Raw genomic sequence first — 21,951 nt, forward strand, 5'->3', positions numbered from 1 at the left:
CACCCTCAGTTCAGAACCAGATCAACCGGCCCCGTCCCGAAGTGGAGGCGCCGTTTAAAGCGCCACCGAAACCATGTCAACTGGGAAAATTCGAAGAAGTGAATTTTCTCGTTGGCGTCAGACCCAGTCTTCTTTCGGTATCCCGAAGATGAAGTCAAGATCTTTTGTAGTTCTCTTCGTCACCTGAGCTTCGTTGAAGCTTTCCGTTTCGAAGTGGAGGCGCCGTTTAGAGCCCCTCCGAACCCCTGTCAACTCGAAAAATCTAGAAGATCCAGATCGTCTCGAAACCGACAGGTTCACATCTTTAGAGGCAAAAGCAGGCCGCCCAGCTGTCGCTGGAGCCATCCCGCGGATTGTTCAGAAGATGCGAAGGCCACCGAGCTGCTTTCGCGGCCGGCGCCGATGGACAGCGATATACGGATGGCCCGATCGGGCGTCAACCCGAAAATGCACTGCACCATGAAAAACGCCTGCCGCGAGGGCAGCGCACCATGGCCTGCAATCTGTACGAGCGCGCTGCCTCAGTAGCCCTTCTTCGCCTGGGCCAGGGCCCGGCTCAGTCCTTGGGCGACGGCTTCGCGCTCCGGGGGTGATGCATCGCGCGCGACTGCGACATGCTCATGACGAGAGACGAGCGTGAGGGCTCTGAGGCCGAATTCTTCGTCCTCGACACGACTTAAACGGGTCCAGAGCGGATTGAAGCGCCACTCGCGCCGCTCGCCCCGATGGCTCACCCGCCGCAGCAACACCTCGATCGGCGAGATCGCCACCTCCTCGAAGGAGTGCCCGCGCCGGAAGCTCACCTTGAGCGCGACGTAGAGCGCCAGCATGTCGAGGCCGAAGAAGCCGGCGATGGGCCAGAACCCCTTTGCCAGGCAGGCGATCGACGTGACGAGGGAGACCGCGCAGCAGGCCGCCATGACGAGACGGAAGCCGTCCCGGCTCAAGGACTGATGCGGCCGGATCACCGCCGCGTAGATCGGACGGTCGATCGCGTCCGGATCGAGACCGTCGGGATGGGCATGGAGGTTGCCGCTCGCCATCGGGGCAATATAACGCCCGGATGCCCGCCAGGAAGACGCCGCCCGTGACAAAACCGACGGCGAAAGCCGGCCGAGCCGCAAAGGCCGTGGGCCGGCTCCAGAAGCCCGTCGCTGCGCGGGTCGAGACAGCGCCGAAACCCGTCGACGCAGCGACGCTCTTCGAGATCTTTTCGCGGTTGCGCGACGCGAATCCGGAACCGCGGGCCGAGCTGCACTACGTCAACGCCTACACGCTGCTCGTCGCCGTGGTGCTCTCTGCCCAGGCGACCGACAAGGGTGTGAACATCGCCACCACACCGCTCTTCGCCATCGCCGATACGCCGCAGAAGATGCTCGATCTCGGCGAGGAGCGCGTGCGCCACGCCATCCGGACCATCGGCCTGTTCAACACCAAGGCTAAGAACGTCATCGCGCTCTCGCGCATCCTGGTGGAGCGCCATGGCGGCGAGGTGCCGCGTACGGCCGAAGAACTCGAAGTGCTCCCGGGCGTCGGCACCAAGACGGCGAGCGTGGTGCTCAACGTCGCCTTCGGCATCCCGCGCATCGCCGTCGACACCCATATCTTCCGGGTGGCGAATCGGATCCCGCTCGCGGTCGCGGCCACCACGGACAAGGTGCAAGCGGCCCTCGAGCGGATCGTGCCCGAACCGTTCCTGCTCAACGCCCACCACTGGCTGATCCTGTTCGGGCGCTACATCTGCAAGGCGCGCAAGCCCGAATGCCCGCGCTGCCCGATCGTCGATCTGTGCCGCTATCCGTCTAAGACCATGGAGATCGGAGCGGCCTGACGGCCACTGGGCCGCCTCAGACCTCGCGCCAGCCCGGCTTGCTCTCATCGGTCAGGTGGTAGTGAATCGGCCCGATGCCGGAAATCGCGATCACGGCGGGCTCGGGCGCCGACTTGATGACGCCGTCGTAGTGCGGCGTCTTGGCGACGCGGCGGACGTAGGAGCCGGCGGGAACCGGAACGGTCTTGTCGGGCGCGAAATCCTCGCCGCTCGCCACATACCAGACGCCCGATAGCACGACGCACATACGATCGGTCTCGTACCAGTGCGGCGCGCTCATGTAGCCCTGGTGCCAGCGGATCAGCACGTAGTACTGGCCCGGCTCGCTGATCGAGCCCGTCATCGCCGCCGCCTCCGCCATGCCCGGCGGAAAATTGTAGAGCGGTTTCCACGGGATCTTCTCCGGCGGAACCACGATGGTCATGCTCGGATCGACCCCCGCGGCCTGCGCGCCGAGACCACCGAACGCGCTCGCGGCGGCCGCAGCGAGAGAGCCGGTTAGAAGATCCCGGCGCTTCGGAACGATAATGGTCATGATTTCTCCCAGCGCGGCAGCCCGCGCTCGGTGAGAATGCGGCCGCGCCGGCTGGGTTGCCCGTGATCGCGGAACCGTCATCGCGGCATCGGGCATGACCGGTGGACTCAGGCTCGGCGAGCGGACCGCGAGACCGCTCTCGGTGAATCCGGCTGCCTGCTCTGCAAGTCCCGTGCGTTGTGCTGCCTTTTCGCATCGGGTAGTTTGGCGGCCGGCTGCGGCAGATTTCGGCGACGACGTCTTCCGCCGCCCGACCCCGCTCCGGGTCGCCGCGCCGCGGATTCCGCATCAGGTGCCAGTCCCGCAAGGAGCCCCGGCCCATGGACTTCCTCAAACCACGGTACACGCCTATGAACCGCCGCCGTCGCATCTACGAGGGCAAGGCGAAGGTCCTCTATGAGGGTCCCGAGCCGGGGACGCTGATCCAGCACTTCAAGGACGACGCGACCGCCTTCAACGCGAAGAAGCACGAGGTCATCGACGGCAAGGGTGTGCTGAACAACCGGATCTCCGAGTTCCTCTTCCAGCACCTCAACGACATCGGCGTGCCGACGCATTTCATCCGCCGGCTGAACATGCGCGAGCAGCTGATCCGTGAAGTCGAGATCATTCCGCTCGAGGTGGTGGTGCGCAACGTCGCCGCCGGCTCGCTGGCGACGCGGCTCGGCCTCGAGGAAGGCACCCAGCTGCCGCGCTCGATCATCGAGTTCTACTACAAGAACGACGCGCTCAACGACCCGATGGTCTCGGAAGAGCACATCACCGCCTTCGGCTGGGCGACCCCCCAGGAGATTGACGACATCATGGCGCTGGCCATCCGCGTCAACGACTTCCTGTCCGGTCTCTTCCTCGGCGTCGGCATCCGCCTCGTCGACTTCAAGATCGAGACCGGCCGTCTCTGGGAAGGCGACATGATGCGCATCGTCGTCGCCGACGAGATTTCTCCGGATTCCTGCCGGCTCTGGGACATCAAGTCCGCCGACAAGCTCGACAAGGATCGTTTCCGCAAGGATCTCGGCGGCTTGATCGAGGCCTACACGGAAGTCGCCAAGCGACTCGGCATCATGTCCGAGAACGAAAAGGTCCAGACCGGCGGCCCACGGCTGGTGCAGTAGGTTCGTCGCCCTCACCGTCATTCCGGGTTTCGCTCCGAGCCCCGGAATGACGGCGGAGCGATCTATCGCGGCTGAGCCGGCTCCAACCCTGTCCAACCTCGTCGCAGCCGCGCGTGGGTCGACAGATCCGGGTCGAAGCCGGGGTGATAATGGGGGTCCTGCGCCAGCAGCGGCCCCCATCTTTTTTGCAGGTTCGCGACCTCTCGGGCGTGCCGTGCTTCGGCCTCTGGTGACCGGATGCGGCTTGCCGCCTCGCGGTGATGCAAGACGGCCGAAGGCACCAGCAGGGTGCGGTAGCCGGCCCCGTTCAGGCGTAGGCACAGGTCGACATCGTTGAAGTCGACGGAAAAACGCTCGGCATCGAAACCGCCGACTTCCCGAAACTTCTGGGCCTCGACGACGAGGCAGGCCGCCGTGACGGCCGAGATCCGATGCGTCGCCAGCAGCGCCCCGAGATAGCCAGGCGCATCTCCTGGAAAATGCCGGTGGCCGTGCGTGACGAGGCCCCCGCCCGTCCCGAGCATGATGCCGCCATGCTGGATGCGGCCTTCGCCGTCGCGCAGCTTCGCCCCGACGGCCCCGACGCCCGGCCGCAGCGCCTCGCGCACCATCCGCTCCAGCCAGTCCGGCCGGAACGCCTCGACGTCGTTGTTCACGAAGGCGATCAATCGGCCCCGCGCCGCCTCGGCCGCCCGGTTGTTCATGCCGGCGAAGTCGAACGGCCCGGGACAGGCGACCACATGGGCGACGCCGCGCGTTTCGAGGTCGCGCAGATAGGCGAGCGTTTCCGGCTCTCGGCTACCGTTGTCGCAGATCAGGATTTCCTTGGCCGGCCAGTCGGTGCGCTCCAGGAGGCTGGCGATGCAGGGCCGAAGCAGGTCGAGCCGGTCGCGCGTCGGCACGATCAGGCTGACCAGCGGGCGCGGCTCGGGCAGCGGGCGCGCGACGGTGATGACGGCGTTCTCGATCGAGACGTTGCTGGGTTCCCCGCGCCTCGTGAGATCGGCACGCACGACGGCGAGGCGTGCCGCATGATCGCCATCGGCGAGGGCGGCCAAGGGCGAGAGCGAGAGGATGCGGGGGAGATGGCGGACGAGGCCGCCCGCGGCATCGATACGAAGGCAGACGTCGAGCGCCTCCGCCCCAGCCGCGAGATTCTCACCGAAGGCGGCGAGAGCCTCGCGGCGTAACGCCACGACGGGACCGACATAGTCGAGGCTCCGCAGGAAATCGGGATCGAAGCCCGAACGAAGGACCGGCAGCACGGAGCCGTCCTCGCGCTCGGCCAGGGCATCACCATAGAGGGCCTGAACCGCCTCGTTCTCCGAAAAGACCCTCGCGATGGCTTGAGCCGAGCCCGCCACGAGTTGGTGCTCGGCCGGGAGCAGAACGATCAGCGGTGCCGCGCCGACGGGCATTTCCGAAAGCCGATCGGGAGCGAGCGCGTCGATCCCATGGGCCGCGAGCGCCGAGGGTGCCTCCGGCGCGTGCCGGGCATGCTGCGGCAGCCAGAGCCGGTGATCGATGCCGGCGAGCGCCGCGAGCTTCTGCCGCGCCCGGAGACGTTTTCCCCGCAGTCGCGCCCAGGCGATGGCGCGCGCGTCGCGCGGTTGGCGCAAGAGCGCGGCGGCGATTTTTAAGAGGCCGCGTTCTGGCGCAGTGGTGAAGCGCAAGTGAGCAGGCAGGGTAGCAGAGGAAGACGCGTCGCGCTTGCTCATCCGGCAGCGCGCCCTCGGTTCGACGACACGCGCGTGCTCGTTCCGTCATTGCGAGCGAAGCGAAGCAATCCAGGGCCACACACGCGACGATGGCCCGTCAGCTCTGGATTGCTTTGCCTGCGGCTCGCAATGACGGATGTCGAAGCCCCCACTATTCCAGATCCTCGCCGAAGGTCGTGAGCGAGAGCGCCGGGTGGTAGAACGGGTCGTGGCGGATCACGTCGCGCCAGCGCGCGGCGAAGGCATCCGCCTCGCGCTCGAAGCGGCGCCGCTCCTCGCCCTTCGGCCGGCCGCGGCTGACCGATTCGAGATGCGACAGGGTGGCCTTCGGCGTCCAGATCGTCTTGAGGCCGCGGGCGCCGAGACGCAGGCAGAAGTCGACGTCGTTGAAATCGATGCCGAAGGTCTCCTCGTCGAAGCCGCCGACCTCATCGAATTTTTGGCGCTCGACGGCAAGACAGGCCGCCGTCACCGCCGAGACCTCGTGCGCCACCTTCAGTCGGCCGAGATGGCCGGCCGTGTCGCCGGGCCGCCGCCGCAGGATGTGGCCCGCTCGGCCCCCGAGGCCGACCACGACGCCAGCATGCTGCAGGGTGCCGTCCTCATAGAGAAGCTTGGCGCCAACGGCTCCCACCTCCGGCCGCACGGCCTGCCCCACCATCGCCGAGAGCCAGCCGGGCTCCAGAACCGCGATGTCGTTATTGAGGAGCACGAGCACACGACCGCTGGCGGCACGCACGCCGGCATTGGTCATGGCCGAGAAGTTGAAGGGATGCGGGTAGGGCTCGATGCGCACACGCGGATCGGCGCGCAGCCGGTCGTAGAGCTCCAGTACCGCCGGGTCGGTCGAACCATTGTCGACGATGACGAGTTCGATCGCGGGATAGTCGGTCTGGCGCAGCACGCCCTCGGTAACGCGACCGATCAGGTCGAGCCGGTCGCGGGACGGGATGACGATGCTCGCGAGCGGCGCCGGTTGCGGCACCGGCCAATGCAGGTCGAGCACTCTGCCGGCCATCGCGGCCCGGGCCGGCGAGCCGATACGGGTGAGATGCCGGTCGAGTGCTGGCCCATGCTCGGCCGTTTCGCCGGGAGTCGGTTCGGAACGGCAGAGGATGCGGGGGACGTGGGCGACCGCGCTAGCAGCGGACACGGCCGCCAGGGTGAGCGCCGTGCCGTCGGACGGCCCGACCGGGCACTCGTCCAGTCGCTCACAGAGTGCTCGCGACAGCAGCGTCGGGCGGCCGAGATAGCCGGTGACGAGAGCGAGGTCCGGACTCCAATCGGGCTTGAGCCGTGGGCGCAGGGAGGGCGTCGCCACCTCCTCGTCGGCATAGACGAGATCGGCTGAGTCGGCGGCGAGCCTGCTGGCCAGCATCGCCAGCGCCTCGGGCCGGAGTTCGTCGCCGGGCCGGAGTTGGGCCAGGGCGTCGGCGCCGCCCAGGATGGCGGCAGCGGTGGCGGTCTCGTCCCAAGTGGTTTCGGTGATGCGCGCGTCCGGTGGACCGATCGGCTCGCTTCGAGGCGGGTCCGAGGCCGTCTCGCCGAACCAGGCGATCGTCGCCTGCCAAGCCTCGTGATCCTGCGCGATCAAACTCGCCACCGTCCGGCGGAGCGCAGCGGCGTCGGAGCGGCGCGCCGGCAGGATCAGGCGGATCACGGAGCCGACGCCGGAGCCGGCATCCGCGGCCGGCCGCAGACGTTCCTCTCGCCACTCGGCGTAGTGCGAGAACCGGGTGACGGCGCAGGCTCCGCGCAGGATATCGCGGTAGCGCCGCTCGTCGCCCCGCAGCCGGTTGTAGAGTGCGGGCACGACCCGGATCGGGCGTTTCCGCAGGCATTCGGCCCACACACTCGGATGGCTGCGCAGGCCGACCCGCTCCAGGGTGAAGCCCGGCTCGGCCGCGAGTTGGATCTCGTCGAGATCGGCAGGCATCAGGCCGAGCCAAGAGGCCGCCCCCAACACCACCCCCGGCATGATGAAGTCCTGCGTCGCTCCGCCGGTGCGCAGCAACCGGATCATCGGCCGAGACGGCGCCGCGGACGGGTCGATCCGATAGCTCAGCACGATCCAACGGTCGCGCAGCCGGCCTTCCACCACCAGGCGCCGGTCGAAAAGCGGGGCCAGGATGGATTCGAGGGAATACGTGGCGTCGCGGCCGAGCCAACGCCCCGATCGCCGAGCCGGATCGCGGCGCGCTACGGGCGCGATGGCGGCAGCGTCCCGATGCTGAGCCGGGCCTGGTGGCGGCAATGGGGACGCGGCGGCCTGCTCCATGGTGCGCGGCTTATGCGGGACGCCCTCGCGCGCGTCACCCCTCTCACTGGGCGTCGAGCGCCGGTTCTGCCGGGGCCGCGACGGCCTCGGCCGGGGCTTTTCGCGTGCGGCGGCCCGCGCTCTTGGCCTTGGGCTTGGGCGCCGTGCCGGCGAGCGCCACCTCGATCTCGTAGCCAACCGCCATGTCGGCCGGCACCTGCAATCCGTCGTCGACGACCGAGGTCTGGCCGAGCGCAGCGCCTGCCGGGATCGACACCGCGACCCGGCGCGTATGCGTGGCCACGACCTTGTCGTTGTACTTCAGCGAGACGGTGAGGGGCGCATCGAAGGTGCCCGCCCCGCCGGCCGGGCCAAGCAGCGCTCGCACCTGCACGCCGACGCGCACGCGGACCGCGCCGCCCGGCAGCACGCCGCATTCGCGGCTCATCTGGCCGAAGGTGATCTGGTGGCGCAGGCGGCCGGAATCGCCGGGGGCGCCCGCATAGGCCTGGATGGCGGCTCCGCCGTCGCGGACGTCGATCTGCGGACAATAGGCCTCGTCCGGATCCTGGAGCTTCGGTCCCCTCAGGAGCGGAGTGGCGTCACCGCCGCCGCTCTCGCCACCACCGCCGCCGCCACCTCCGAACATGTTCTTGAAGAAGCCGCCCGTTTCCGCCTGCGCCGCGCCGATCCCGGCGAGCGACAGCGCGAGCGCCGCAACCAAATGACCCCGTCCCCGCATGGTACCGTGTTCCGATTCGTCTCGTCCGCAGCGCCTCTGGCACCGAAATCGGACGATTTTATTTCATCGACTCGAAGCCGGTGTCGAAACCCTTGAGCGAGAGCGGGATGCCGACCCCCTCCTCCGGCGTCTGGAAGACGATGAAGGTGGCCTGCTTGCCGCTCTTGAAGGTGCGGATCAGGCCGTCATCCATCACCACCTCGGCGACGCAGCCCGTGGTCAGGCAGCGCACGAAGCCGGCGCGGCCGATGTCGTTGGCGTCGATCTTCAGGCCGAGGCCCGACGGCAGCAGTACGCCGAGCGGGGCGACCACACGCAGCAAATAGCCGCGGTTGTCGGCCGTCTTGAGCACGATCACGACCAGCGAGAGGTTCGGCCTGTCCTCGGCGGCGACGTATTGGACGAGGGCGCATTGCTCGGCCTTGGCGCCGGCCGGCGTCTCGCAGCGCAGTTGCCAGTCGTCGAAGGTCTTGCGGACTTCGCCCTGCGCGCGGGCCGCGTTCGGCGCCGCGAAGCCGAGAACGAGAGCCAGCGCCACGAGCAGCCCCGGCAGATAGCGAACCGAAGCCGGTCCGTCCGCCCGTCGCAACCCCATGCTCAGCCTCACGCGCCGTTCCTCACTCGCACCACGGTGGCCCCGCAATCGGTCTGAGCAACCGCGAAAAGCCAGGGTGTTCCGACCATGGCGGGCGGTCGCCTGTCAAGCGATCAGGCTGCGCGAGAACACCCCGCTGCGCCAGCGACTTGGCTGTACGTTCGATCCGTGCCGGCGGCCTCGATCGAAAGCAGCCAGCCACCAATGCCTATGATGAAGTTCAAATTTTTTGGATGATGAAGCCAAATATTTTGCGGCGAGTCCCAAGGTCCCAGCCAGGTGATGGTTGTTGTATTCAAAATGCGTTGAACTAGAACCGAAACCGACAAGAAAAACTCAAACAGCGGACGTCGAGAAGCGCTCATGGCCCTGCATGCCGCCGACCCCGTGTCCGGTCCGGACACTCATGCCGGCTCTGCGGTGGCCGCTCCCGCATTCGGCCGCTGGGGCCAGCTCACCATCGGTGTGATCTGCATGGTGATGATCGCCAACCTCCAGTACGGCTGGACGTTCTTCGTCCCCGACATCCAGAAGAAGTTCGGCTTCGATCGCGCCGCGATCCAGTGGGCCTTCACGCTGTTCGTGTTGTTCGAGACCTGGCTCGTGCCGATCGAGGGCTGGTTCGTCGACAAGTACGGCCCGCGGGTCGTGGTGCTGTTCGGCGGTCTGCTCTGCGGCATCGGCTGGGTGATCAACTCCTACGCCGACACGCTGAACCTGTTCTATCTCGGCCAGGTCATCGCTGGCATCGGCGCTGGCGCGGTGTACGGCACCTGCGTCGGCAGTGCGCTGAAGTGGTTTCCGGACAAGCGCGGCCTCGCCGCCGGCATCACCGCGGCCGGCTTCGGTGCCGGCTCGGCGCTCACCGTCGCCCCGATCCAATGGATGATCTCGGACCACGGCTTCCAGGCCGCCTTCTTCTATTTCGGCATCGGCCAGGGCGTGATCGTCTGCGTGCTCGCGCTGCTGCTCGCCTCTCCGAAGAAGGGGCAGCTGCCGCAGGCTCCCGCTCAGACCAACGTCATCCAGACCCGGCGCAACTACACGCCGTCCGAGGTCGCCCGTCAGCCGATTTTCTGGCTGATGTACTTCATGTTCGTCATCGTCGGCGCCGGAGGCCTGATGATCACGGCCAACCTGAAGCCGATCGCCGCCGATATCGGCGTCGACAAAGTGCCCGTGACGATCCTCGGCCTGACCATGGTGGCGATCACCTTCGCGGCGACGATCGACCGGGTGCTCAACGGTCTGACGCGTCCGTTCTTCGGCTGGGTCTCGGACAAGATCGGCCGCGAGAACACCATGTTCATCGCCTTCGCCATGGAAGGCGGCGGCATCTACATGCTCTACCTCTGGGGCCACGACCCGCTGTGGTTCGTGCTGCTCTCGGGCTTCGTGTTCTTCGCCTGGGGCGAGATCTACTCGCTGTTCCCCTCGACCTGCACGGACACGTTCGGCTCGAAATTCGCCGCGACCAATGCGGGCCTGCTCTACACGGCCAAGGGTACGGCAGCGTTGCTCGTTCCGGCCGCGAACTATCTGCAGCAGAGCTCGGGCAACTGGAACGGCGTCTTCCTGGTCGCGGCCGGCGCCAACATCCTGGCCTCGCTGCTCGCCATCGCCGTGCTGAAGCCCTGGCGCGCCCGCGTCGTCGCCCGGAGCGCCGCGGCATGACCCTTTGGATCCGCTACACGCATGACGGCCGCGAGGGCTTCGGCCAGCTCGACGGCGAGCGCATCGCCGTCTTCGAGGGCGACCTGTTCGGCGCGCCGACGGCGACCGGAGAGACGTTGCCTCTCGCCGAGGTCGCTGTCGCGATGCCCTGCCGCCCCTCGAAGCTGATTGCGCTCTGGAACAACTTCCACGCCATGGCGGAGAAGCAGGAGCTGACGCTTCCCGAGGCGCCGCTGTTCTTCGTGAAGCCCGCGAGCAGCTACGCCGCGTCTGGCGCCGTCATCCCGATCCCCGAGGCGGCCGGCCGCGTGGTCTACGAGGGCGAGCTCGGCATCGTCATCGGCAAGCGCATCCGCGACGCGGACGAGGCAACGGCAGCCGACGCGATCTTCGGCTACACCTGCACCAACGACGTCACCGCGCCCTCCATCCTCAAGGCGGATGCGAGCTTCGCGCAATGGGTACGCGCCAAGGGCCTCGACGGGTTCTCGCCCTTTGGCCCCGTCATCGCCACCGGCCTCGACCCGGCGACGCTTACGGTGCGCACGCTGGTGAACGGGCGCGAGCGCCAAAACTATCCGGTCTCCGACATGGTCTTCCCGCCGGCCCGCCTCGTGTCGCTGCTCTCGCAGGGCATGACCCTGGAGCCGGGCGACCTCATCGCCTGCGGCACCTCCAACGGCGTCGGACCGATTCCGAAGGGCGCCACCGTCGACGTGGTGATCGACGGAATCGGCGCCCTCTCCAACCGCTTCGAGTAGAGGTCGAGCAAGACCAAGGGACAGGTGTCTCTGCTGGACTGGCATATAGTATTACCGGCCAGCCCAAGGTTTGAACGATACGACGAGAGGCGTCTGCCGGATCACGATCCCGGTCGAGGCCTCGACGGAAACCAGACACGGACACAGGCATGAGCATCGCGATCGTCGGCGCCGGAGCCATCGGCGGATATCTCGGAGTCAGGCTGGCGGAAGCCGGCGAGGACGTCACCTTCATCGCCCGCAGCAACGCGGCGGCCATCGCCAAGGACGGCCTTCGGCTGATCGAGGAGGACGGCAAGGAAATCCACGCCAGGAACGTGAAGGCGACGCGCTCCATGGAGGAGGCCGGCCGGCACGACATCGTGCTGCTCACGGTGAAGGCGCACCAGGTCGGGCCGATCGCGGCCGATCTCAAGCACCTGATTGGCCCCGAGACGGTCGTCGTCACCATGCAGAACGGCATTCCGTGGTGGTACTTCTCGGGTGGCCATGGCGGCCAATACGAGGGCACGCAGCTCGAGACCGCCGATCCGGGCGGACTGATCGCGCAGCATCTCGACCCGCGCCAGGTGATCGGCTCGGTGGTCTATCCGGCCGCCGTGCTGACCGATCCCGGCACCGTGACGGTGATCGAGGGCAACCGCTTCGGCCTCGGCGAGCTCGACGGCTCGAAATCCGAGCGCGCGCTCAACGTCTCGCAGCGCCTGACCAAGGCCGGCTTCAAGGCGCCGGTGACCAACGATATCCGGGCCGAGCTCTGGCTCAAGCTCTGGGGCAACCTCAGCTTCAACCCGATCTCGGCGCTCAGCCACGCGACGCTGGAAGACATCTGCCGCTTCCCCGACACGCGAGAGCTCGCGATCGCGATGATGAAGGAAGCCGAGAAGATCGCGAACACGCTCGGCGTCACCTTCCGCGTCGGCATCGACAAGCGCATCGCCGGTGCTGAGAAGGTCGGCGCGCACAAGACCTCGATGCTGCAGGACGTCGAGGCCGGCCGGCCGATCGAGTTGGAGGCCTTGGTCGGCTCGGTGATCGAGCTGGGCCGGCTCGTCGGCGTGCCGACGCCCCACATCGATACCGTTTACGCATTGATGAGGCTCCTGGCGCGCAGCCTCGAGACGGCGAACGGCCGTCTCGCCATCGCGCAGGCTTGAGTCTCGGACCATTCAGATCGCAGGGAAAATGACCGTGGCCGCATCTGCTCCCCCGTCAGCGACGACCCTCCACGCTCTCCTCCAGCACGGCGCCGATGATGCGTCGGCGTTGTCGAGCCCCGGCGGCGTGCCGCTGAGCTTCGCCGCGCTTCGTGCGCTGGCCGAACGCACCGTCGCCGACCTGAACGCGCACGGCATCGGCCGCGGCGACCGCGTGGCGATCGTGCTGCCGAACGGGCCGGAGATGGCCACGGCCTTCATCTCGGTCGCCTCCGGCGCGACCTCGGCCCCGCTCAACCCGTCCTACAAGGCGGACGAGTTCGAATTCTACATGAGCGACCTCAACGCGAAGCTGCTCATCGTCGCCGAGGGCAGCGAGTCGGCCTCGGTCGCCGTCGCGGAGAAGCTCGGCCTCGCCGTCGCCCGCCTGACCCCGACGCCGGACCAGGGCGCCGGCAGCTTCACCCTCGCCTTCGCCGGCGAGGCAGCCAGTCCGGCCGAGCAGAGCGGCCGCGCCGAGCCCGACGACATCGCCCTGATCCTGCACACCTCGGGCACCACGTCGCGTCCGAAGATCGTGCCGCTCAAGCAGTCGAACGTCTGCGCCTCGGCCCGCAACATCCGCACGGCGCTGGCCTTCACGCCGGAGGATCGCGGCCTCAACATCATGCCACTGTTCCACATCCACGGACTGATTGCGGGCGTGCTCGCCCCGCTCTCGGCCGGCGGCCAGGTCTGCTGCTCGCCGGGCTTCAACGCGCTGAAGTTCTTCGGCTGGATGGAGGAGGTGAAGCCCACCTGGTACACGGGCGTGCCCACCATGCATCAGGCGATCCTCGGCCGCGCCGCGCGCAACCGCGAGATCATCGAGTCGACGCCTCTGCGCTTCATCCGCTCGTCCTCGTCCTCTCTTCCGCCGCAGGTGCTGCGCGAGCTCGAAGAGACCTTCGGCGCTCCGGTCGTCGAGGCCTACGGCATGACCGAGGCCTCCCACCAGATGGCCTCGAACCCGTTGCCGCCCAAGCCGAACCGCCCCGGTTCGGTCGGCCTCGCCGCCGGTCCCGAGATCGCGGTGGTGGACCATGACGGCGAGCCGCTGCCGGCAGGCGAGACCGGCGAGATCGTCATCCGCGGCGATAACGTGATGCCGGGCTACGAGAACAACGACAAAGCCAATGAGGGGGCCTTCACCAAGCAGGGCTGGTTCCGCACCGGCGACCAGGGCGTGCTCTGTCCGGAAGGCTATCTGACGATCACGGGGCGCCTCAAGGAGATCATCAACCGCGGCGGCGAAAAGATCTCGCCGCGCGAGGTCGACGAGATCCTGATGGATCACCCCGCAGTGTCCCAGTGCGTGACCTTCGCGGTGCCCCACGACAAGCTCGGCGAGGACGTTTGCGCCGCGATCGTACTGCGCGAGGGGGCCTCGGCTCTCGAGAAGGAGATCCGCAGTTTCGCCTCCGAGCGGCTCGCGGCCTTCAAGGTGCCGGCCAAGATCGTCATCCTCGACGAGATCCCGAAAGGCGCCACCGGCAAGCTCCAGCGCATCGGGCTGGCCGAGAAGCTCGGGCTGGCCTGACGGTCACGAGGGCGGATCTTCGCCCTCGGCTCAAGGCCCCGAAGAATAAGATAAACTTAAAATCTCGCATCCAAAAATGATGCGGGATGTGACGTCTTGTGTTTTGCGTATTCGGCAAAAGTCTCTACATCCAATGACACTTCGAATCCGGCGATAACGACCGGATGATTAAGAAGAAGCATCGGGAGGATTTTGCAACATGTGCATCAAGACCGTCCTGCCGCTGGCCGCGGTCCTGATCCTGCCTTTGCCGGCTCAGGCGCTGACCATGGCCGATCCGCTCACCGCCTGGGCCAATGCCTCGGCCATGGACCGGATGGCGCTCGCCACACGCTTCGGGAAGTCGTTCGTCTCCCTCAACGAGGGCTTCACGAGCGGCTTCTTCCTCAAATGCATCGACGACATCTCGATCTATGGGGGCGCCAAGGATGCCAAGATCGAGGACGCGATGCGCGAATGCGTCGCCTCCAAGCAGCGGCTCAAGGCGACACCCGACGACGACGAGTGATCGGGCTCGGCTAGATCTCGATCTCGGTGCCGACCTCTACCACCTGGCGGGTCGGCAGGCCGAAATGGGCGCCCGTGCGCTCGGCGTTGCGCTTCATGAAGGCGAAGACGCCCTCGCGCCAGGCGGCCATTCCGGGATGGGTCGGTGAGGGGATGACCGCCTCGTGGCCGACGAAATAGGTCAGGTCCTCGATGAATTCGGGCGGGAGCAGACCGCTCGCTACCGCGCAGCGCAGGCCCTCGGGGATCGAGGCCGTCTGCATGAAGCCGTAGCGCAGGACCACCCGTTCCATGCCGCACGTATGATGCGAGATCGCCTTGCGGATGCCGGAGGCGACGAGGGTCACCTTCGCCCGCTCGCTGGCGGGGATGACCGGCTCCTCTTCGTAGATCACGGTGATCAGCAGGATGCGCTCGTGCAGGCATTTGCTGCGGTCGACCAGCCGGCCGAGTGCCAGCGGGATGCCCTCAGCGCCCGCCGCAAGGAACGCCGCGGTGCCCGGCAGCGTGACCGGCGGGTCCGATGCGAGCTTCGCCAGGAAGCCCTCGACCGGCTCGCGGAGCGTCTTGCGTTGTGCCTCCAGCAGGCGGTTGCCGGTCAGCCAGGTCAGCATCAGGAAGGCGACGGTGAAGGCGAGCACCAGCGGAAACCAACCGCCCTCGAACAGCTTCACGCTGTTGGCCGAGAGGAAGATCAGGTCGACGACGAGGAAGGCGCCGTTCAGCGCGAAGACGGCGATCGGGTTGTAGCCCCACTTCAGGGCGACCAGCGCCGCGAGCAGAGTGGTGATCGCCATCAGCGCCGAGACGGCGATGCCATAGGCGCCGGCCAGGGCATCGGACGAGCCGAAGATCAGCACCGCCGTGATCGTTGCGAGCGCCAGCAGCCAGTTCACCGCCGGCACGTAGATCTGGCCGCGCTCGTCCCGCGCCGTGTGGATCACGCGCAGCGGAGGCATGAAGCCGAGCTGGATCGCCTGTTGGGTCAGCGAGAACACTCCGGAGATTACGGCCTGGGAGGCGATCACGGCAGCCAGGGTCGCCAGGGCGAGCAGCGGATAATGCGCCCAATCCGGCGCGAGGCGGTAGAACGGGTTCTCGATTGCGTCCGGCTCGACGATAAGCAGGGCGCCCTGACCGAGATAATGGATGACCAGCGCCGGCAGCACGAGGCAGAACCAGGCCTTGCGGATTGCCGAGGCGCCGAAATGGCCGAGATCGGCATACATCGCCTCGCCACCGGTCACGGCGAGGAAGGCCGCGCCCATCATGGCGAAGCTGACGTGCCAGCCGGCATGAGTGACGAATTCCACCGCCTTCAGCGGATTGACCGCCGACAGGATCTGCGGCGCATGCACGATGCCGCCGACGCCCATCAGGGCGAGCACCAGAAACCAGACCAGCATCACCGGCCCGAAGACCTGCCCAATGGTGGCGACGCCCTTGCGCTGGACGTAGAAGATCCCGAGCAGGATCACGAGCGTGATCGGCACCACGAAGCGCCCGAGCGCCGGCGCGTCGACCTTGAGGCCCTCGATGGCGGAAAGCACTGAAATCGCTGGCGTGATCGCGCCATCGCCATAGAGCAGGGCCGCACCGATCAGGCCCACGACGAGCAGCAAACCCTGCCGCGTTCCCGCCTCCGCATGGCGTGCGCCGAGGAGCGCCAGCATCGCGACGATGCCGCCCTCGCCCCGGTTGTCCGCGCGCAGGATCAGCACCGCGTATTTCAGCGAGACGATGAGGATCAGCGACCAGAGGATCAGCGAGATCGCGCCGGTGGCGGCCAGGGGCACAGGCGCGCCGCCAGCGGTCGCCGCCTTCACCGCCTCCTTGAAGGCGTAGAGCGGACTGGTGCCGATGTCGCCGTAGACAACGCCAAGCGCCCCGAGCGTCAGGGCCGGCCCCGCCGCATGGCGGACCGCCCCGGGCTTTCGCGCGACGGGAGGCGTGTCGACGGCCGGCGCGGCAGCTTGGCTCAACGTGCGGCTCCGATTCCGAGCGCGACTGTTGAGGTGGAGAGGTAGCCTAACCTGCGTCGCCGTCCAGGGCTCGGCCGACGCTATCCCCTTCGGACAGCCGGTCGAGGCGAGAATTCGGTAGGCCGCCCGACTTTGCCGGGGGCTTTCGTCAGGCGAGTTCCAGCAACGCCTCGGCCGCAGATGCGCGCATCCCGAGCGGACCCGCGTGCAGCGCCTCGACGAGCAGCCGGATTTCCTCCGGGAAAAGCGCCTCGTGTTCAAGCCCGAAGGCCGTATCGAGCGCGGGGCCGAGGGCGCGCGCCAGGGGATGGGCGGGCGAGCCAGCCGGCGAGTCATCCCCGCCGAACCGGATGAGACCGGAAACGAAGTCGATGGCGAAGGGCCGAGAGCCGCGCATGAAGTCCAGAACCGTGCACGGCCGGTCGGAAACGACGGGCGCTCGTGCAAGGCTCAAGCTGAGCCATCGCGATTGAACGCAGGCTGAAGCGCGCGATGCCGTTGCGTTCAGCAGGCCCCGTCTGTGGACAGATTTCGCGAGGGCGGCGGCGACCTGTCGGCTCGGACGTGCTGACGGCGACGGCCGGCAGACCCTATCTGGTCCTCGTCGCCCCGCGTGAAGGGGCAACGATCAGCTCTGCCAGCCCAGCGGGGTGCGCAGCTCTGGTCGAGGATGCGACAGGCACCTCGGCCGCGCACCCCGTCCCGCGCTCTGCCGATACCGAAAGGCCCGCATGATCAGCCAAACGATCGGCTTGCCGCTGGCGCGGCGGATCGCCCTCGCCGCACAGGGTTTCGGTGCGCGCCGGCCGCCCGTGCCGGGATCCGCGCATCTGCGCCGCACGCTGGAGCGTCTACATCTGCATCAGATCGACAGCGTCAACGTGCTCTCGCGCGCCCATTACCTGCCGGCCTTCTCGCGGCTGGGAGCGTATGACCGTGGCGATCTCGATCGGCTCGCCTGGGGGCCGAAGCGCCAACGAGGGCTCTTCGAGTACTGGGCGCACGAGGCCTCCCTGCTGCCCTTCGCGCTGCAGCCGTCTCTGCGCTGGCGGATGGCGAAGGCCGATCGCGGCGAGGCGGGTTGGGTCAGGATGCGCGCCTATGCCGGCGAGCGGCGTGCCGAGGCGATGGCGCTTCTCGACCGGATTCGCGGAGAAGGCCCGCTTGCCGCCGCGGATTTCGAGGCCCACCAGGGCCAGTCCGGCTGGTGGGAATGGAGCGACGTGAAGAGCGCGCTCGAATGGCTGTTCTGGGCCGGCCACATCACCACGGCCACGCGGCGCGGCGGGTTCGAGCGGGTCTACGACCTGCCCGAACGCGTGCTGCCCGCCGAGATCCTGGCCCAGCCGACGCCCGCCGTCGCCGAGGCCCATCGTGCACTGATCGCCCGTGCCGCGACCGCCCACGGCATCGCCACCGACGCCGAATTGCGGGACTATTTCCGCCTGTCGCCCGAGGAGGCGCGGCCCGCCATCCTCTCGCTCGCGGAAGAGGGCGTGCTGATCCCGGTCTCGGTGCCGGGATGGCGCCATGCCTGGCTTCACCGGGACGCACGCCAGCCACGCCGGATCGAGGCACGCGCCCTCCTCGTCCCCTTCGATCCGCTGATCTGGGAGCGCGACCGGACCGAACGCCTGTTCGGCTTCCGCTACCGGATCGAGATCTACGTCCCGGCCGAGAAGCGCGTTCACGGCTACTACGTCCTGCCATTCCTGCTCGGCGACCGCCTCGTCGCCCGCGTCGACCTCAAGGCCGACCGGCAGGCGTCGCGGCTACTGGTGCAGGCCGTCCACTTCGAACCGGACGCGCCCGGTGATGCCCAGGATGCGCTCGTCGTGGAGCTGGACGACATGGCGCGATGGCTTGGCCTGGAGGGCGTTACGATGCCTGGTCGCTCGTGAACCTCCGGGAAATCGTGCTAGCCCATCCGCCGACCGTGAGAGTGCCGGAGACACCATGAAGTCCGTGACCCTGCTGATCGCCGAGGAGCTCGGAGTCAGGGAGGCGCAGGTGGCCGCAGCCGTTGCGCTGCTCGACGGCGGTGCGACCGTGCCCTTCATCGCCAGATACCGGAAAGAGGCGACCGGCCTGCTCGACGACGCCCAGCTGCGCACGCTCGAAGAGCGGCTCGGCTACCTCCGAGAGCTGCAGGACCGGCGCAAGACCATCCTCGACAGCATCCGGTCCCAGGACAAGCTCACGCCGGACCTCGCCCGGGCGATCGAGGCGGCCGACACCAAGGCGCGGCTGGAGGACATCTACCTCCCCTACAAGCCCAAGCGCCGCACCAAGGCGCAAGCCGCCCGGGAGGCAGGACTCGGCCCGCTCGCCGACGCGCTGCTGGCCGACCCGTCGAGCGATCCGAAGACCGCAGCGCGAGCCTACGTCTCGCCTGCCAAGGGCGTGCCCGGCACAGACGAGGCGCTGGAGGGCGCCCGGAACATCCTCATCGAAAAATTCGCCGAGGATGCCGACCTCGTCGGGCGCCTGCGCGAGGATTTTTGGCGCAGCGGCAATGCCGTGTCGAAGGTCCGCAAGGGCAAGCAGGAAGCCGGCGCCAAGTTCGCTGACTATTTCGACTGGAGCGAGCGCCTGGAGCGCATGCCCTCTCACCGCATCCTCGCGCTGTTTCGCGGGGAGAAGGAGGAGATCCTCGACGTCGAGCTCGCCGCCGAGGGCGAGGACATGCCGGCCGGCCAGCCGGGTCCGTTCGAGCTCGCCGTCTGCAAGCGCCATGGCGTCTCCGACCGGAGCCGCCCCGGTGACCGTTGGCTGCTCGAGACCGTCCGCTCGGCCTGGCGCACCAAGATCCGCACCGGGATCAAGACCGATCTGCGCACGCGCCTGTTCGAAAAGGCCGAGACCGAGGCCGTGAAAGTCTTCGCCGGCAACCTCAAGGACCTGCTCCTCGCTGCCCCCGCCGGCGGCCGGGCCACGATGGGGCTCGACCCGGGCTACCGGAACGGCGTGAAGGTCGCGGTGGTCGATGCCACCGGCAAGGTCGTCGCCGTCGAGACCACCTATCCGCACGAGCCGCAGCGGCGCTGGGCGGAGACGGTCCAGGCGCTCGGCCGGCTCTGCCGGCAACACAAGGTCGAGCTCATCGCCGTCGGCAACGGCACCGCCTCGCGCGAGACCGACAAGCTCGCCGCCGAGATCCTGGCCGCCCAGCCGGACCTCAAGATGGCGAAGGTGATGGTCTCGGAGGCCGGCGCCTCCGTCTACTCGGCCTCCGAGATCGCCAGCCGAGAATTGCCGGAGCTCGACGTGTCGCATCGCGGCGCAGTGTCGATCGCCCGGCGGCTGCAGGACCCGCTGGCCGAACTCGTGAAGATCGATCCGAAATCGATCGGCGTCGGCCAGTACCAGCACGACGTCGGCGAGGCGAAGTTGTCGAAGTCGCTCTCGGCCGTGGTCGAGGACGCGGTGAACGCCGTCGGCGTCGACGTGAACACGGCCTCGCCCTCGCTCCTGGCGCAGGTCTCGGGCCTCGGCGCGACAGTCGCCGGCAAGATCGTGGCCCATCGCGACGCGAACGGCCCCTTCAGCACTCGCGCGGGCTTGAAGAAGGTCGCCGGGCTCGGTGCCAAGACCTTCGAGCTGGCAGCCGGCTTCCTACGCATCCAGGGCGGCAAGGATCCGCTCGACTCGTCCGGCGTCCACCCGGAATCTTACCCAGTCGTGCGGCGCATCCTCGATGCCACCAAGAGCGACATCCGCGTCCTGATCGGCAACGAGACGGTGCTGAAGGGCCTGTCGCCCGCCACCTTCGCCGACGAGCGCTTCGGCATCCCCACCGTGCGCGACATCATCGCCGAGCTGGAAAAGCCTGGCCGCGATCCGCGCCCGGCCTTCAAGACCGCGACCTTCCAAGAGGGCGTGGAGAAGATCACCGACCTGAAGCCGGGCATGCAGCTCGAAGGGGTGGTCACCAACGTCGCCGCCTTCGGCGCCTTCGTCGATATCGGCGTGCACCAGGACGGCCTCGTCCACATCTCTGCCATGGCCCGCAAGCGCATCGCCTCGCCGGCCGAAGTGGTGAAGGCGGGCGACGTGGTCCGCGTCCTCGTCCTCTCTGTCGATCCAGCCCGCAAGCGGATTGGCCTCTCGATGCGCCTCGACGATCCGATCGACCGCGCTGCGCCGGCACCGGGTCAGCGCCCCAGCGCCCGGCCGGAGCCGCGGCACACGGAGTCGAAACCGGCCCCCGGCGCGCAGCCAGGCGGGGCCCTCGCCGATGCCCTTCGGCGCGCGGCGGAGGCCAACCGGCGCCGTTAGCGAAAGCCGGTGTGGCGCCTTGGGTCCCAGAAACCGTCATACGGCATCGATGAGCCGTGGCGCATGGCGAGTTCCATAAACGCCGAGACTGACCGGCCCGGCTGAAGCCGACCGATCCGTCTCGTTCCCGTCGAATGCGCCAAGCCGTCCGTCAGTTCTTCGCAGCGCCCGCCGGATGGTTGCCGAGGTTCCGGTCGAGGAAGCCGCGGATCAGCGGCGCCATCTCGTCGAGCTTGTCCTCCAGGGCGAAGTGGCCCGTGTCGAGGAGGTGCAGTTCGGCGTTCGGAAGATCGCGCAGATAGGGATGTGCGCCCGCCTCGGGGAAGATCTTGTCGTTCTTGCCCCAGACGATCAGCGTCGGCGGCTTGCGGTCGCGGAAGAAGGCCTGGAATTGCGGGTAGAGCGGCACGTTGGTGCCGTAGTCGTGGAACAGGTCGAGCTGGATGTCCTTGTTGCCGGGCCGGTCGAGAAGGGCCTGGTCCTGGACCCAGTTGTCCGGGCTGATCCGCGAGACGTCCTTCACGCCGTCGGTGTACTGGAAGATCGTGGTCGGCAGCGTCACGAGGCCGGAGAGCGCCTCGCGGTTCTTGGCCGAGCCGTCGGCCCAATAGGCTTTGATCGGGTTCCAGAAGTCGGTCAGGCCCTCTTCGTAGGCGTTGCCGTTCTGGACGATGAGGCCGCTGACCCGCTCCGGATGCTTGAGGGCGAGCCGGTAGCCGACGGGGGCGCCGTAATCCATCACGTACATCGCGTAGGACTTGGCGCCGATCTGGCCGAGCAGCCCGTCCACCAAGTCGGCATAATGGCCGAAGGTGTAGGCGAACTTGGTGTGATCCGGTGCGTCGCTCTGGCCGAAGCCCGGATAATCCGGCGCGATGACGCGGTAGCGGTCGGAAAGCGTCGGGATCAGGTTGCGGAACATGTGCGACGAGGTCGGGAAGCCGTGCAGCAGCAGCACGACGGGGCCGTCGGCCGGACCGGTCTCGCGGTAAAACACCTTCACGCCGTCGACCGTCGCGGAACGATAGTGAACGGTGGCGGGGACCTGGGCGACACTCGCGGGCTGTGCGGCTGGGGCAGCCAGGGTCTGGGTGGCAAGGCCGAAACCGGCAGTTGCCAGCAGCAGCGGGAGCATGATCCATTTCATCGAAAACCTCCATCGATCGAGCGCCGCGGGGTGCGTGTCGGCCTCTGGGAGGGAAGATGAAACTTTCGATTTG

19 protein-coding genes are annotated in these 21,951 nt (G+C 67.7%); 9 read left to right on the plus strand and 10 right to left on the minus strand.

Going from position 1 to position 21,951, the window contains the following annotated elements; all coding sequences use genetic code 11:
- Positions 1-521: 521 nt before the first annotated feature.
- Positions 522-1,043, minus strand: coding sequence for a DUF2244 domain-containing protein (locus tag GGR33_RS00005; protein ID WP_183501272.1), 522 nt, complete (start codon positions 1,041-1,043; stop codon positions 522-524).
- Positions 1,044-1,063: 20 nt separating this feature from the next.
- Here GGR33_RS00005 and nth point away from each other — a divergent pair, with 20 nt between their 5' ends.
- Positions 1,064-1,831, plus strand: coding sequence for an endonuclease III (gene nth / locus GGR33_RS00010; RefSeq protein ID WP_183501273.1), 768 nt, complete (start codon positions 1,064-1,066; stop codon positions 1,829-1,831).
- 16 nt (positions 1,832-1,847) lie between these two features.
- Here nth and GGR33_RS00015 read toward each other — a convergent pair whose 3' ends face one another.
- Complete coding sequence (locus GGR33_RS00015) at positions 1,848-2,366, minus strand: cupin domain-containing protein (protein WP_183501274.1); 519 nt, start codon at positions 2,364-2,366, stop codon at positions 1,848-1,850.
- A gap of 320 nt (positions 2,367-2,686) precedes the next feature.
- Here GGR33_RS00015 and purC point away from each other — a divergent pair, with 320 nt between their 5' ends.
- Positions 2,687-3,481, plus strand: a complete 795-nt coding sequence (gene purC / locus GGR33_RS00020; protein WP_183501275.1) for a phosphoribosylaminoimidazolesuccinocarboxamide synthase — start codon at positions 2,687-2,689, stop codon at positions 3,479-3,481.
- Between the two features lie 62 nt (positions 3,482-3,543).
- Here purC and GGR33_RS00025 read toward each other — a convergent pair whose 3' ends face one another.
- The 5 genes from GGR33_RS00025 to GGR33_RS00045 form a co-directional block, all read right to left on the minus strand.
- Positions 3,544-5,199 carry a glycosyltransferase family 2 protein gene (locus tag GGR33_RS00025; RefSeq protein WP_183501276.1) on the minus strand — a complete coding sequence of 552 codons (1,656 nt, stop codon included), beginning with the start codon at positions 5,197-5,199 and terminating at the stop codon, positions 3,544-3,546.
- 151 nt (positions 5,200-5,350) lie between these two features.
- On the minus strand, positions 5,351-7,477 hold the full coding sequence (locus tag GGR33_RS00030) for a glycosyltransferase family 2 protein (protein WP_183501277.1): 2,127 nt from the start codon (positions 7,475-7,477) through the stop codon (positions 5,351-5,353).
- Positions 7,478-7,520: 43 nt separating this feature from the next.
- Entirely contained in the window at positions 7,521-8,198 is a 678-nt protein-coding gene (locus GGR33_RS00035; RefSeq protein ID WP_183501278.1) for a hypothetical protein, read from the minus strand.
- Between the two features lie 58 nt (positions 8,199-8,256).
- A complete protein-coding gene (locus tag GGR33_RS00040; protein ID WP_425488720.1) occupies positions 8,257-8,805 on the minus strand; it encodes an invasion associated locus B family protein in 549 nt (182 codons plus the stop codon).
- 101 nt (positions 8,806-8,906) lie between these two features.
- Positions 8,907-9,158, minus strand: a complete 252-nt coding sequence (locus GGR33_RS00045) for a hypothetical protein (protein ID WP_183501279.1) — start codon at positions 9,156-9,158, stop codon at positions 8,907-8,909.
- On the opposite strand from GGR33_RS00045, the gene oxlT reads away from it, so the two are divergent.
- The 5 genes from oxlT (at position 9,157) to GGR33_RS00070 (ending at position 14,472) form a co-directional block, all read left to right on the plus strand.
- Complete coding sequence (oxlT, locus tag GGR33_RS00050) at positions 9,157-10,467, plus strand: oxalate/formate MFS antiporter (protein WP_183501280.1); 1,311 nt, start codon at positions 9,157-9,159, stop codon at positions 10,465-10,467. The genes GGR33_RS00045 and oxlT overlap by 2 nt on opposite strands.
- Positions 10,464-11,228 carry a fumarylacetoacetate hydrolase family protein gene (locus tag GGR33_RS00055; protein WP_183501281.1) on the plus strand — a complete coding sequence of 255 codons (765 nt, stop codon included), beginning with the start codon at positions 10,464-10,466 and terminating at the stop codon, positions 11,226-11,228. The genes oxlT and GGR33_RS00055 overlap by 4 nt, the downstream gene beginning before the upstream one ends.
- A gap of 149 nt (positions 11,229-11,377) precedes the next feature.
- Positions 11,378-12,385, plus strand: coding sequence for a ketopantoate reductase family protein (locus GGR33_RS00060; protein WP_183501282.1), 1,008 nt, complete (start codon positions 11,378-11,380; stop codon positions 12,383-12,385).
- Between the two features lie 28 nt (positions 12,386-12,413).
- Entirely contained in the window at positions 12,414-13,964 is a 1,551-nt protein-coding gene (locus GGR33_RS00065; RefSeq protein ID WP_183501283.1) for an acyl--CoA ligase, read from the plus strand.
- 199 nt (positions 13,965-14,163) lie between these two features.
- Positions 14,164-14,472 carry a hypothetical protein gene (locus tag GGR33_RS00070; protein ID WP_183501284.1) on the plus strand — a complete coding sequence of 103 codons (309 nt, stop codon included), beginning with the start codon at positions 14,164-14,166 and terminating at the stop codon, positions 14,470-14,472.
- Positions 14,473-14,482: 10 nt separating this feature from the next.
- Here the strand turns inward: GGR33_RS00070 and GGR33_RS00075 are convergent, their stop codons facing one another.
- Both GGR33_RS00075 and GGR33_RS00080 read right to left on the minus strand, forming a co-directional pair.
- A complete protein-coding gene (locus tag GGR33_RS00075; RefSeq protein ID WP_183501285.1) occupies positions 14,483-16,453 on the minus strand; it encodes a potassium transporter Kup in 1,971 nt (656 codons plus the stop codon).
- 148 nt (positions 16,454-16,601) lie between these two features.
- Positions 16,602-16,907 (minus strand): hypothetical protein, encoded by a 306-nt coding sequence (locus tag GGR33_RS00080; protein WP_183501286.1) that lies wholly within the window; start codon positions 16,905-16,907, stop codon positions 16,602-16,604.
- 277 nt (positions 16,908-17,184) lie between these two features.
- Here GGR33_RS00080 and GGR33_RS00085 point away from each other — a divergent pair, with 277 nt between their 5' ends.
- Entirely contained in the window at positions 17,185-18,354 is a 1,170-nt protein-coding gene (locus tag GGR33_RS00085) for a winged helix-turn-helix domain-containing protein (protein WP_183501287.1), read from the plus strand.
- Positions 18,355-18,409: 55 nt separating this feature from the next.
- A complete protein-coding gene (locus GGR33_RS00090; protein ID WP_183501288.1) occupies positions 18,410-20,731 on the plus strand; it encodes a Tex family protein in 2,322 nt (773 codons plus the stop codon).
- 151 nt (positions 20,732-20,882) lie between these two features.
- Here the strand turns inward: GGR33_RS00090 and GGR33_RS00095 are convergent, their stop codons facing one another.
- Positions 20,883-21,866 (minus strand): alpha/beta fold hydrolase, encoded by a 984-nt coding sequence (locus tag GGR33_RS00095; RefSeq protein ID WP_425488732.1) that lies wholly within the window; start codon positions 21,864-21,866, stop codon positions 20,883-20,885.
- Between the last annotated feature and the right edge of the window lie 85 nt (positions 21,867-21,951).

Source organism: Methylobacterium brachythecii (genome assembly GCF_014196345.1).
GTDB classification, from domain to species: Bacteria; Pseudomonadota; Alphaproteobacteria; order Rhizobiales; family Beijerinckiaceae; genus Methylobacterium; species Methylobacterium brachythecii.